This window comes from Micromonospora sp. CNB394 (assembly GCF_000374985.1).
In the GTDB taxonomy this organism is placed as follows: domain Bacteria; phylum Actinomycetota; class Actinomycetes; order Mycobacteriales; family Micromonosporaceae; genus Micromonospora; species Micromonospora marina.
Window position 1 is genome coordinate 19,148 of record NZ_KB895849.1, and the last position, 12,321, is coordinate 31,468.

13 protein-coding genes are annotated in these 12,321 nt (G+C 67.8%); 4 read left to right on the top strand and 9 right to left on the bottom strand.

Annotated elements, in window-relative coordinates:
* Positions 1–30: 30 nt before the first annotated feature.
* The 7 genes from pstA to C569_RS0122705 form a co-directional block, all read right to left on the bottom strand.
* Complete coding sequence (gene pstA / locus C569_RS0122675) at positions 31–948, bottom strand: phosphate ABC transporter permease PstA (protein WP_018788039.1); 918 nt, start codon at positions 946–948, stop codon at positions 31–33.
* Positions 945–1,892 (bottom strand): phosphate ABC transporter permease subunit PstC, encoded by a 948-nt coding sequence (gene pstC / locus C569_RS0122680; protein WP_018788040.1) that lies wholly within the window; start codon positions 1,890–1,892, stop codon positions 945–947. The genes pstA and pstC overlap by 4 nt, the downstream gene beginning before the upstream one ends.
* A gap of 1 nt (position 1,893) precedes the next feature.
* Positions 1,894–2,871 (bottom strand): PstS family phosphate ABC transporter substrate-binding protein, encoded by a 978-nt coding sequence (locus C569_RS0122685; protein ID WP_018788041.1) that lies wholly within the window; start codon positions 2,869–2,871, stop codon positions 1,894–1,896.
* A gap of 190 nt (positions 2,872–3,061) precedes the next feature.
* Positions 3,062–3,706: a phosphate signaling complex protein PhoU gene (gene phoU / locus C569_RS0122690; RefSeq protein ID WP_018788042.1), complete on the bottom strand. Its 645-nt coding sequence runs from the start codon at positions 3,704–3,706 to the stop codon at positions 3,062–3,064.
* Between the two features lie 427 nt (positions 3,707–4,133).
* Entirely contained in the window at positions 4,134–4,553 is a 420-nt protein-coding gene (locus tag C569_RS0122695) for an arsenate reductase ArsC (RefSeq protein WP_018788043.1), read from the bottom strand.
* Between the two features lie 92 nt (positions 4,554–4,645).
* The gene (gene arsB, locus C569_RS0122700) at positions 4,646–5,743 is read right to left on the bottom strand and encodes an ACR3 family arsenite efflux transporter (RefSeq protein ID WP_018788044.1); all 1,098 of its coding nucleotides are present in this window, start codon (positions 5,741–5,743) and stop codon (positions 4,646–4,648) included.
* Entirely contained in the window at positions 5,740–6,024 is a 285-nt protein-coding gene (locus C569_RS0122705) for a helix-turn-helix transcriptional regulator (RefSeq protein ID WP_018788045.1), read from the bottom strand. Before C569_RS0122705 ends, arsB begins: the two co-directional genes overlap by 4 nt.
* 500 nt (positions 6,025–6,524) lie before the next feature.
* Between C569_RS0122705 and C569_RS30805 the strand changes: the two genes are divergently transcribed.
* Together C569_RS30805 and C569_RS0122720 are read left to right on the top strand one after the other, a co-directional pair.
* Positions 6,525–6,932, top strand: a complete 408-nt coding sequence (locus tag C569_RS30805; protein WP_018788046.1) for a helix-turn-helix transcriptional regulator — start codon at positions 6,525–6,527, stop codon at positions 6,930–6,932.
* The gene (locus C569_RS0122720) at positions 6,929–7,582 is read left to right on the top strand and encodes an SRPBCC domain-containing protein (RefSeq protein ID WP_018788047.1); all 654 of its coding nucleotides are present in this window, start codon (positions 6,929–6,931) and stop codon (positions 7,580–7,582) included. Before C569_RS30805 ends, C569_RS0122720 begins: the two co-directional genes overlap by 4 nt.
* A 179-nt stretch (positions 7,583–7,761) precedes the next feature.
* Here the strand turns inward: C569_RS0122720 and C569_RS0122725 are convergent, their stop codons facing one another.
* Entirely contained in the window at positions 7,762–8,328 is a 567-nt protein-coding gene (locus C569_RS0122725; RefSeq protein ID WP_018788048.1) for a TetR/AcrR family transcriptional regulator, read from the bottom strand.
* 121 nt (positions 8,329–8,449) lie between these two features.
* On the opposite strand from C569_RS0122725, the gene C569_RS0122730 reads away from it, so the two are divergent.
* A complete protein-coding gene (locus C569_RS0122730) occupies positions 8,450–9,340 on the top strand; it encodes an SDR family oxidoreductase (protein WP_018788049.1) in 891 nt (296 codons plus the stop codon).
* Between the two features lie 714 nt (positions 9,341–10,054).
* Here C569_RS0122730 and C569_RS31795 read toward each other — a convergent pair.
* Positions 10,055–10,702, bottom strand: a complete 648-nt coding sequence (locus C569_RS31795; protein WP_081636001.1) for a TetR/AcrR family transcriptional regulator — start codon at positions 10,700–10,702, stop codon at positions 10,055–10,057.
* Positions 10,703–11,071: 369 nt separating this feature from the next.
* Between C569_RS31795 and C569_RS0122740 the strand changes: the two genes are divergently transcribed.
* Positions 11,072–12,310: an ABC transporter substrate-binding protein gene (locus C569_RS0122740; RefSeq protein ID WP_196806758.1), complete on the top strand. Its 1,239-nt coding sequence runs from the start codon at positions 11,072–11,074 to the stop codon at positions 12,308–12,310.
* The last annotated feature ends 11 nt before the right edge of the window (positions 12,311–12,321 follow it).

The following is a 12,321-nucleotide window of genomic DNA, read 5'->3' on the forward strand; positions in this document are numbered from 1 at the left end:
GCGATGCAGCGGCTGATACGTCACGGATGCTCACCAGCGCTTCTCGAACCGGTTCCGCACGAAGATGGCGATGGAGTTCATCGCCAGCACGATCGTCAACAGCAGGACGATCGCCCCGGCCGCCAGTTCGGTGTACTCGGACTGGGACCTCGCGATGAACGTGAAGATTTGGATCGGCAGTGCGGTGTAGGCGCTGTCCAAACCGTCCGGGTTGAAGGTGATGAAGGTGACGGCGCCGAGGACCAGCAGTGGCGCGGCCTCACCGATCGCCCGTGACAGGGCCAGGATCGACCCGGTTGCGATGCCCGGCACCGCCGACGGAAGGACCTGCCGGGAGACGGTCTGCCACTTGGTGGCGCCGAGCGCGTACGAGGCCTGCCGGATCGACTGCGGCACCGCCCGGATGGCCTCCCGGGAGGCGATGATGACCACCGGAAGCACCAGCAGCGACAGCACGATCGCCGCGGTGATGACGGTGAAACCGAGCCCGAGGGTGCGGGCGATGATGCCCAGGCCGAGGATGCCGAAGATGATCGACGGCACACCGGCCAGGTTCTGGATGTTCAGCTCCAGCAGCCGGTTGTACCAGCGGGTGTTGTTGGCGTACTCCTCCAGGTAGATGGCGGAGAGGACGCCGATGGGCAGACAGATCACCGCGACCAGCGAGATGATCCACACGGTGCCGACCAAGGCGGACTGGACACCAGCGGTGTCCAACCGGCTCGTCAGTCCGGTGGGCATCTCGGTCCACAGTCGCGAGTCCAGCCGGTTCCAACCCTTGATCAGAACCCAGCCCAGCAGGCTGGCGAGCACACCGAAGGCGACGGCCAGGCAGGACTGCATCGCCACACGGAAGGCCAGCTCGCCGGGGCGGCTGCGGCGCTGGGTGAGCGCCGCACCCGGCGCGGAGGGATCCGGCCGGGTGGGGGTGAGGGTCGGGGTGCTCACTCGTAGACCTCCCTGAAACGGCGGACCATCCGGATCGACACGGCGTTGAGCGCGAAGGTGATCAGGAACAGCAGTGCGCCGACGGCGAAGACCGAGTCGTAGTCGAGCGATCCGACCGGGATGTCGCCGGATGAGATGTTGGCGATGAAGGCGGTCATCGTGGCCGCGCCCTCCAGCGGGTTGAACACCACCCGGTCGGAGGTCAGACCACCGGCGATGGTGACGATCATCGTCTCGCCCACCGCGCGGGAGATGCCCAGCACGACCGCTGCGACGATGCCGGAGATGGCGGCGGGGACCACCACCCGGGTCGACACCTGCATCTTCGTCGAGGCCAGCGCGTACGCGCCCTCGCGCAGGCTGCGCGGTACCGAGGACATCGCGTCCTCGGAGATGCTGGCGATCGTCGGAACGATCATGATGCCCATCGCGATACCCGCGATGAGTAGGTTCTGGAAACCGGGACCGTTCTCGGTGGGCCACCACTTCTGCAGCAGCGGGTTGAGCGCGAACAGGGCGACGAAGCCGTACACCACAGTCGGCACGCCGGCCAGTAGCTCGACGACCGGCTTGAGCACCTTGCGGGTGCCCGGCTTGGCGTACTCAGCCAGGTAGATCGCTGACCCGAGACCGATCGGCACCGCGATGACCAGGGCGATGACCGTCACCACGATGGTCGCCGACACCAGCGGCAGCACCCCGTACGCCTTCTGCAGGAAGGTGGGGGTCCAGCTGGTGCCGGTGAAGAACTCGACGATGCTGACCTGCTGGAAGAACTCGATCGTGGGGTTGGCGAGGGCGATGATGATGCCGACCGTGGTCACGATCGACACGAGCGCGGCAGCGACGAGGAGCACCTGGACGATGCTCTCCACGGGGCGGCGCCGGCCCCGCCGCAGGGTGTTCCCTGCGGCGGAACCGGCGCTCCGGGTGCTGGTGGTCACGTCAGGCCGCGGCCTTCAGGGCGTCGAACTCGCTCTTGAGCGTGCCCTTCTGCTGCTCGGTCAGAGGAACGAACTTCGCCTCCTTGACGATGTCGTCGATCGACTCGATGTAGAAGGTGACGAAGTTCTCGACGTGCGGCTTCTTGGCCCCGGCGTCGCTGACGTAGATGAACAGCGGGCGGGACAGCGGCTTGTAGGTGTTGTCCTGCGCAGTCTGCAGGCTCGGTTCGACGCAGCCGGCGCCACCGTCGACCTTCAGCGCCTTGAGCTTGTCGGCGTTCTCCTCGAAGTAGGTGAAGCCGAAGTAGCCCAGGCCGCCCTTGGTGCCGGCGACACCCTGCACGGTCACATTGTCGTTCTCCGAGGCGGTGTAGTCGGTGCGGCTGGCACCCTCCTCACCGTTGATCTCGGCGGTGAAGTAGTCGAAGGTGCCCGAGTCGGTACCGGCACCGAAGAGCTTCAGCGGCTCACTCGGGAACTTCGGGTCCACCTGGTTCCAGTTGGCGACCTTCGAGCCCGGCTCCCAGATCTTCTTCAGCTGGTCGACCGTGAGGCAGTCGGCCCAGGTGTTGTCCTTGCTGACGACCACGGTGAGTGCGTCGTTGGCGACGATCAGTTCCTTGTACTTGATGCCCGCGGCCTCGCAGGCCTGCTTCTCGGAGTCCTTGATCGGGCGGGAGGCGTTGGAGATGTCGGTCTCGCCCTTGCAGAACCTCTCGAAGCCGCCACCGGTGCCGGAGGTGCCGACCGAAACGTTCACGCCGGGCTGGCCACCGTCGGCCTGGTAGATGGAGGCCGCGGCCTCGCTCAGCGGGGCCACGGTGCTCGACCCGTCAACCATGACCTGACCCGACAGCTTCTCGCCGCCGCCAGCGGCGGTGTTCTCGCCGTTCTCCGGGTTGTTGCTGCAGCCGGTAAGCGCGAGCGCGGCGAGCGCGACGCCGGCGAGGACGCGCCGCGAAAGCACGTTGCGGTTCACCAGGTAAGCCTCTCTATGGGGGTGTATCGGCCCGTGCGGGCCGTACGCCAGCCAAGGTAGAAGGGCCAGGTAGCCGGCCCACCGGCCGTAGGTGAACGAAAAATGAACTCCCCAGCGCATAACGTGGCCGGCCGCTACAGAAATGTGTCGTGACGACGGGGCTATGCCTGGATGTCCGAAGATGAGCCGGTCAGAGCCGGATGTCGCCGGTCACGAGGTACACGACTTGCCGCGCGACGTTGACCGCATGGTCGGCGTAACGCTCGTAATAACGGCCCACGAGCGCGAGATCGATCGCCGACTCGATGCCATAGGGCCAGGCCGACACGAGCAGTGACAGCAGGCTCGCATGGGCGGCGTCGACCTCATCGTCGTCCAGACCCAGCTGCATCGCGTCCAGAGGGTCCCGGGTCGCCAGGACCACAGTTGCCTTGTCCGCGATCCGCGCGGCCGCATCCGCCAGGGTGGTGAGCACGTCCGTGGCCAGCGGCGGCACCACGGTGACGGGATGACGCATCAGCGCGACCTTGGCCACATGCACGGCCAGGTCGCCCATGCGTTCGAGGTCGCCGGCGATACGCATCGCGCACAGCACCAGCCGCAGGTCCGAGGCGACAGGCTGATGTCGTGCCAGCAGCAGCGGGATCCTCGCCTCGACGTCGGCGCGCTGAGCGTCGAGCAGGGCGTCGCCGTGCAGTACCGCCTCCGCGGCGGCGCGGTCGACCTCCAGGATGCCGCTGCTGGCGCCCCGGATGGCCGCCGCCGCATCACGGCTCATCGTCGCGAGGAGCCCGGTGAGCCGGTCGAGCTGTTCGCCGTAGCTGTCCCGGCTCATCGCGTCCCTTCCGTCCGCCTCGGCCGATGAGTGGGCAGACGGGTTGACCGGGCGACCACCAGCGCGGTGTCCTCGCATGCCGAAATCGCCGGACCAGCCATGCACAGCAAGGTACCCGCTGCGGCGCGGGCCGGCAGGTCCGGTGCGGCGTTAGGCCGGGCGTGTGACACGGCGGTGTCGCGGTAGCCGAGGTGGACGGGGGTGTCCAGGATCAGTCGCCGGCCCGCCTCCTCCAGGTCAGCCCGCGAGCGGTGGGCCAGGTCGTGCCAGTCGGGCACGTCGCCGGAGATGTGCTACATGATGCGAGATCAACTGATTAGGGTACGAGCCGGCGACCACCGGCAGCGGTGACGCGAGCGCCCATCTCCCGGGCCCGTGGTCCCGCGCGGAGATCCTGGCGTCACTGCCGCCGATGATCAGCAGCCGGTCACGCCCGGTCCGCGCCGCCGGGGACAAGCTCGCCGAGTAGCTGCTGCACCCGGTCGCGGATGTCGTCGCGGATGGGACGAACCGTCTCGAGGCCCTTGCCGGCGGGGTCGTCGAGCTTCCAGTCCTCGTAGCGCTTGCCGGGGAAGACCGGGCAGGCGTCGCCGCAGCCCATGGTGACGATGACGTCGGAGGACTCGGCGGCGGCGTACTCCAGTAGTTTGGGGGTCTGGTCGGTGATGTCGATGCCGACCTCGCGCATGGCCTCGACGGCGGCGGGGTTGACGGTCTCGGCGGGGGCCGAGCCTGCGGAGCGGACCTCGACGGTGTCGCCGGCGAGGTGACGCAGCCACCCGGCGGCCATCTGGGAGCGGCCGGCGTTGTGGACACAGACGAACAGCACGCTGGGCTTGTCGGACATGTCGGCACTCCTTTATTCGTGGGTCATGCGGTGGCGGCGAGGTATGCGGCGTTGCAGGTGGCGCACTGCGGCGGTGCCGCAGTCGAGGCAGTTCATCGCAGCGCCGCCGGTGCGGTGACGGTGGGGAACAGTCGACGTCGCAGGCCGAGGCTGACGTAGACCAGCGCGACCAGCACCGGCACCTCGATCAGCGGGCCGACCACCCCGGCGAGGGCCTGCCCGCTGGTTACCCCGAACGTGCCGATCGCCACGGCGATGGCCAGTTCGAAGTTGTTGCCGGCGGCGGTGAACGCCAGGGTGGTGGTGCGCTCGTAGTTCAGACCGATGGCCCGACCCAGGGCATAGGACCCGGCCCACATGATGGCGAAGTACGCCAGCAGCGGCACCGCGATCAGCGCCACGTCCCAGGGCCGGGAGGTGATGGCGTCGCCCTGCAGGGCGAACAGGATGACGATGGTGAACAGCAGGCCGTAGAGGGCGACCGGACCGATCTTCGGCAGGAAACTCGCCTCGTACCACTGGCGGCCCTTGGCCCGCTCTCCCAGCCGGCGGGTGAGGAAACCGGCGAGCAGCGGGATACCGAGGAAGATCAGGACGTTGACGGCGATATCCCAGCCGGAGACGGTCAGCTCGGCGCCGGGCAGGTCGAGCCACTGCGGCAGCAGGGTTAGGTAGAACCAGCCGAGCAGACCGAAGGCGAGGACCTGGAAGACCGAGTTGAGCGCGACGAGGACGGCGGCGGCTTCCCGGTCGCCGCAGGCCAAGTCGTTCCAGATGATGACCATGGCGATGCAGCGGGCCAGGCCGACGATGATCAGACCGGTGCGGTACTCCGGCTGGTCGGCCAGGAAGATCCACGCCAGGGCGAACATCAGCGCCGGGCCGACGATCCAGTTGAGCAGCAGCGAGGAGAACAACAGCCGTCGGTCGCCGGTGACGGTGTCGAGCCGGTCGTAGCGCACCTTGGCCAGCACCGGATACATCATGATCAGCAGGCCGAGGGCGATCGGCAGGGAGATACCGCCGATCTTCACCGCTTCCAGGGCGCTGTTCAGGCCAGGGATGAGACGGCCGAGGAGAATGCCGGCCACCATCGCCAGGCCGATCCAGATCGGGAGGAACTGGTCCAGGCGGGACAAGCGGGCCACCACGGCGGACGTCTCTGCCCCGCGCTGGTCGGTGTGGGTCATGGGCACTCCCTGCGAGCCTCGGATCGGGCGCGAGCCTGGCTCGCCATGTCGGTCAGGTGCCCGGCGGCGGCTTCGAGCGTCTCGGGCACCAGGCGGTAGTAGGTGAACCGCCCGTGCGGTTCGGTGACCACCACGCCAGCCTCACGCAGCAGTCGAAGGTGGTTGGAGATGTTCGGCTGCTTCGCCCCGGTGTCCTCCACCAGGTGGCAGGTGCAGGCGGGGCCCTGGGCGAGGAGCGCAACGATCTGCGCCCGCAACGGGTCCGCCAGCAGCCTGATCACATCAGGTCCCGATGATATCACCACGGCATGATGTAAGCACGTTGGCGTCCCGTCCGTCCAGCCAGCCGACCCGTGTCGCACTCGGCGACCCTTTCCTCGCGCAGGATCAGGGGCGGCATTGAGTCGATGGAGATTGAGTCAATGAACATCGAGCCACGGTCGTTGGACATGCGGGCCCGGATGCATGCCGCCATGGGCGACCCGCGCGGCTGGCCAAGCCACTCAGTATGGACGATGCCCGGACCGCATCGGTGCCCTCGACGGCGCAGCTGCCGTCGGCAGCCTCAGCGCGGTATCAGGGCCGGACCACGACCGCGAATTTCCTGGCAGGGCGCCAGACCCGAGCATCGGGCCCGACTGAACAACCCCCCACCCGAGTACCGACGCCACGCCCGTTCCCTGGGTTCGCGCCGAGGGTCCTGCGCTTCCCGGTGGACAGCGATCAGCGTCCCCATGAATAAGCGTTGACTTAATTAAGCGGGTACTGGGATAGTTCCTGGGTGCATGCGTTCGACATCCTCGGCGACCCAGTCAGACGCCGGGTACTGGAAGTACTCGCCGACGGCGAACAGGCCGCTGGCGCCGTCACCGAGGTCATCCGCGCAGAGTTCGGCATCTCAGCACCCGCGGTCTCGCAGCACCTGCGAGTGCTGAGGGAGTCGGGTTTCGTCACCGTCCGCCCGGCCGGTACGCGCCGCCTCTACGCCGTCGACGCAGCGCCCCTGCGGGAGGTCGACATCTGGCTGGAGCGCTTCCGGCAGTTCTGGAACCAGCGCCTGGACGCGTTGGCCACCGAACTCGCCCGTGGCGAACGCCAACACCGCGAGCAGCACGACAGCCGTGGAAACACTGCCGAGACACCCGATCGTCGTCAGGCAGCCGAGTCGGATAGCGAGGAATCAACGTGATCGACATCGTCAACCAAATCAACGCCACCCACCGGGAGATCGGCAACCAGGCGCTCGCCACCGGCGCAGGGCGGTCGCTGCTGCTGCGGCGGGTCTACGACGCCCCGATCGAGGACGTGTGGAGCGCCTGCACCGACCCGCAGCGGCTCAGTCGCTGGCTGGGCCCGATCGAGGGCGACCTGCGGCCCGGCGGCACGTTCCAGCTCAAGGACAACGCCGGCGGCGACATCCTACGCTGCGAGAAACCCCACCTGATCAAGGTGACCTGGGTCTTCGGCGAGGGGATGCCGACCGAGGTCGTGGTACGCCTGGCGCCCGGCGACAGCGACCACACCGTCTTCGAGCTGGAGCACACCTCACCCGCCGAGATCGTCGACGAGTTGGTACGCACCTACGGTCCCGGAGGCACGATCGGAATCGGCGGCGGCTGGGACCTGGCGCTGCTCGGCCTCGACCTCATCCTGCACCGCATGACGTTCGACCCCGCCAGCTGGCAGGACACTCCCGACGCGAAGGAGTTCGCCACCCGTAGCTGCCACGCCTGGGCTGCCGCCATCCAGGCCGCCTGGGGAACCAGCGACGACGACATCGCCGCGGCCATCGCGTTCGCGGTACAGCACTTCGCCCCCGAGACCAGCGGCGAACGCTGATGAACCACGATGCGACCGCCACCGGCGGTGTGCCCGGTGCGGACCCAGACCGGCGACAGCGTGAACCCGAACGGAATCACCGGTACCCAGCCCCGGAAAGACGCACCGCGAACGGCGACCGACACGGACGAACGCGGACGGCACCCGCTGCGCGAGCGAGCCAGCGCTTGGGCCTGCCGTTATTTGCCCGCGGTCAGGGCTTTGAGTTCGTCGAGCGACTCTCGGATGAGGTGCGGCAAGTCTGGCTGGCCGGCTTCGTTGATCCAGCGCTCGAACGCGATCCTGAAGATGGCGCTCCCTGCCTCAGCGGCCAGGCTCGCGGCTGAGTCTGTCACGCCGCGCTGGCGTAATGCGTCGGCGAGTGCCGAGGCGAGCGATGCGAGCTTGATCAACTCACGCTCTCGAAGCTCTGCGTTCGCGGCAATGACCGCCTGGCGCTGTCGGGCGGTCTCGCGACGCTCCTGGAGCAGGGTGCCGGCGGCCTCGAAGGCCGCCGCGACCGCGTCGATCGGAGTGGCGGCATCGGATGCGTCGGCGAGGGCACTCACGAGGAACTCCTGCAGTGTGCCCGCGCCCCCGAACAGAACCTCGCGCTTGTCGGCGAAGTGCCGGAAGAAGGTTCGCTCCGCAAGCCCCGCCCGCTTGGCGATCTCCGCGACCGTGGTCTGTTCGAACCCGCGCTCGATGTAGAGCTCCAGTGCGGCCTGCTCCAGTCGGCCGCGCGCGTTTGGCTCCCATCGCCCCATGCCCCCGATCCTACTTGATGACAGAGACTGACATCAGGTGATACGCTGATGACAGCAACTGACATCGACAGTCTCGGCGCAAGCCCGGCGCCAGCGAAGTCGGTCACCTGGAGGTCTTCTCATGCGTGTGTTTGTCACCGGCGCGTCCGGCTGGATCGGCTCCGCGGTCGTTCCCGAGCTCATCGGCGCGGGTCATCAGGTTGTGGGGCTCGCTCGCTCGGATTCCTCGGCCGCCGCTATCGCCGCCACTGCAGCCGAGGTGCTACGCGGCGACCTGGACGACTTGGACACCCTGCGCGCCGGGGCCGCCAGCTCCGACGGGGTCATCCACCTCGCCTTCATCCACGACTTCACCCAGTTCGAGGCCTCGGTGCAGGCCGATGCGCGCGCCATCGAGACACTGGGCGCCGCGCTCGTGGGCACCGGCAAGCCCCTCGTCATCGCCTCCGGGACGCCTGCAGTGCCCGGACGCGTGGCGACCGAGCGCGACAAGCACGCTTCCGCCGGTCCGGCAGCGGGCCGGGCCGCGAACGCCGAGTTGGCCCTCGGCATGGCGGCACGCGGCGTTCGCTCGTCCGTCGTGGGGCTGCCCCGGACAGTGCACGGCGAAGGAGATCCCGGCTTCATCGCGATGCTGGTTGGTATCGCCCGCGACAAGGGCGTCTCCGGCTACGTCGGCGATGGGTCGCACCGCTGGCCCGCCGTGCACCGGCTCGATGCCGCGCACCTGTTTCGCCTGGCGCTGGAGCAGGCCCCGGCGGGATCGACGTTGCATGCGGTCGCCGACGAGGGCGTGCCGATCCGCGACATCGCCGCAGTGATCGGTCGCCACCTTGACCTGCCGACGGCCTCCGTCCCGGCCGAGGATTACGGCTTTCTCGGGATGGTCCTCGCGGGCGATCAGCCGGCATCCAGCGCGTTCACCCGCGAGCTGCTCGGGTGGCGGCCGGTCCAGCCGGGGCTCATCGAGGACCTCGAGCAGGGCCACTACTTCACGCACCCATCCGCATGATCGGTCGCGCCGGCAGGTAGCGTTCCGCCTCCTGCTCGTCGAACCGCCCACCGGCGAGCCTCCTGCGGCTTCCACCGCAGGAGGCTCCTGACCGAATGCTTGGCGAAAGGGTCACTGCACGAGGAATTGCAGGCACGCCGCGCCGCAGGGAAGTTACTGCTGGTCCCGTGACCCGCGCCGGGCGCGGAGTGGGCATCGGCTCCACGGGCGCCGTGAGTTCGGAGGGTGCAGCTTGCCTCCCCCGCGATGTAGCGCACCCCGGACACGCCGGTCAGTCGGTGGGCGATGGTGTCGTCTGCACCTTCGCACTGCAACCCGAAGCCGTTCGTGTGGACCGCCACCGCCGAGTCGATCCTGGCCAAGGTCCGACATGGACGAGCCGCCCTCCAGCAAACGGCTAGTCAGAACTGAGACAGAACACTAGAACCGGGGTCGCGGCCTTCTTCTCTCCCATCCTCCTGGTCGTCGGTCCGGCTTGGTGGGACGTTGGTGCTCGCCTGTTTCGGCGGTGGCCTGTGCTGGCCCGCGTCTGAAGGGTTCGGCCGAGGGTGAGGGGAGTCGGGCCGGCATCGGATTCGGCGCCTCCTCTTGCCAGCGCGGCGGTGACGTCGACGTGGGCGTGGGCGCACAGAACGAGCGGTTGGTGCTGTCGACGGCGTAGTCCTGCCGTGTCGCGATCGGCTGCGCGCATGCCGAGTCGGGAAGCCGTCAGCTCTAATTCAAGCTCTGGCCGAATCCGGTCAGGATCCAGTCGAGGCCGGTGTCGAAGATCTCAGGCGGCGGCAGGGTGAAGAATGTGGGTCCCATCCCGGTGGCGAACGGATGTACGGCGGCGTCGACGCCGGACAGGCCGTCCAAGAACGCTGCGGTGCGCACCGGTGAACGGCGACGAACGCGGTCATCCGCGGAGTCCTCGATCGCGACCCGCGTGAACGTCCAGCTCATGATCGTCGCGGCGCCGCTGATGGCTGTCGCGTCGTCGAATCCGGCGTCGTGGAGTGTCTCAAGCAGGTTGTCGAGTAGACGGTAGGCCTCTGGGCCGGCCGGACCGTTGTTGATCAGCCACGCCGCCACGCCGGGGTACTGCCGGAGTGTTTCGCGCTGTGTCTGCGCCCAGGCCCGGGCGCGCTGCTCCCACGAGGCGTCCGCAGCCGAACGCGGCCGAACCAGCCCACCGATGCGGTCGGCAACCAGTCGCACGAGCTGCTCGTGGTCCGTCACATGGCGATAGAGCGCCATGGCAGTGACCCCGAGGCTGCCGGCTACGGCGCGCATGGTCACGGCGCCCAGACCTTCGCGGTGGGCGATGTCGAGTGCCTTGCCCACGATCGCGTCGCGGGTCAACGGCGCCGGAGTTTTCATCGCACTCCCGACCAGTAGGAGGTGACAATCGTTTTCAAGAAGTGGTATACGTAGTAAACCTACGACACGATTGAATGCCCTGATGGCAGAAAGTGATGATATTGGATGAAATCGACCACGGCACGTAACCTGGCCGCGGCCGTCACCGTGGGGGCACTCCTTGCCGCAGCGGGGTGCTCCGAAGGCGATCCGGCGGGCAGCTCGAAGTCCGCCGAGAGGACCCTGCGCGCGGCATTCGCGGGCGGCGGATCGAGTGAGACGCTCAATTACCTGGCCGGTCCCACCGCCCTCGACTTCGTCCGGGCGAAGCTCGTGCACGCCCCGCTGTGCGAGCTGGACCCGAAGGCGCCGGACGGCGTGTCGTACGGCGTGGTCGAGACGATCACGGCCTCCGAGGATCTGAAGACCTACACCCTCCGCGTCCGTGACGGCGTCAAGTTCACTGACGGTAAGTTGCTGACCTCGGCGGATGTGCTGTATTCGTTGCGTGCGCCGATGCTGTTGAAGGGCCTTCCCTTCACGATGCTCATCTCCCGGAACTTCGACATGGATGCGGCCTCCGCCCCGGATGCATCGACGGTGATCCTCCCGGCAAAGTCGCCGATCGCCGACGGACGGGAGGTGATCTGCCAGACGACGCTCGCGATCCCGGACAAGACGACGGAGTTCACCACGAGCACACCGTCGTCCGGCCCGTTCACCATCGAGTCCTTCGAGCCGGGGCAGTCCACGCTGCTCAAGCGCAACGACAGCTATTACGGGCAGGCGCCGGCGCTGGAGAAGATCGAGCTGCGCTCGATCCCAGACGGCTCAGCACGTGTGAACGCGCTCCGGCAGGGTCAGGTCGACTTCATCAGCGCGGTCGGTCCCGCCGAGGCGAAGACCCTGGAGACCGCCGACGGCCTCAAGGTCACGAACAGTGAGCTGCCGTACGCCTCCTACCTGCAGTACACGATGAACATCAAGGCCAAACCGTTCGATGATCCCCGGGTCCGGGAAGCCTTCCGGCTGGCGGTCGATCGGGAACGGATCGTGCAGAACGTCTATTACGGGCGAGCTTTCGTGGGCAACGACATTCCCGCCCTCGGCTTCCCCTCCTACAACACCGCTCTGGCCCAGCGCGGCCATGATCCCGAGCGAGCAAAGCAACTGCTGACCGAGGCCGGGGCAGCTGGGATCAAGGTCGAGCTGACCGCCGGCCCGGAGATGCCCGGCATGGTGGAGACCGCCACGCTGATCATCGAGGATCTCAAGGCGATCGGTGTCCAGGCCACGCTGCGGGAGCTGCCCGCCGGACAGTTGTTCGCCGACTACCCGGCCTATCTGTCCTGGCCGTTCAAAGCGGGCTACACCCCGCCGGCGTACTTCGAGATCAACCACACCCCGGGCACCTTCCCGGACGTCGACGCTCTGGTGCTGACCGCCCGGAGCGCCGTGACCGGCCAGGAGCGGCTCACCGCGTCGCACCAGGCGCAGAAGTTGCTGTGGGAGAAGGGCAACCAGATCGCTCCGGTGTTCGTGCCGACGATCAACGCCGCCTCCGATCGTGTGGACGGCGTGCGGGAACTCCAGTTCCCCGACCTGTCCCGCGTCACCCTGCGGAACTGACCGGTGCGATT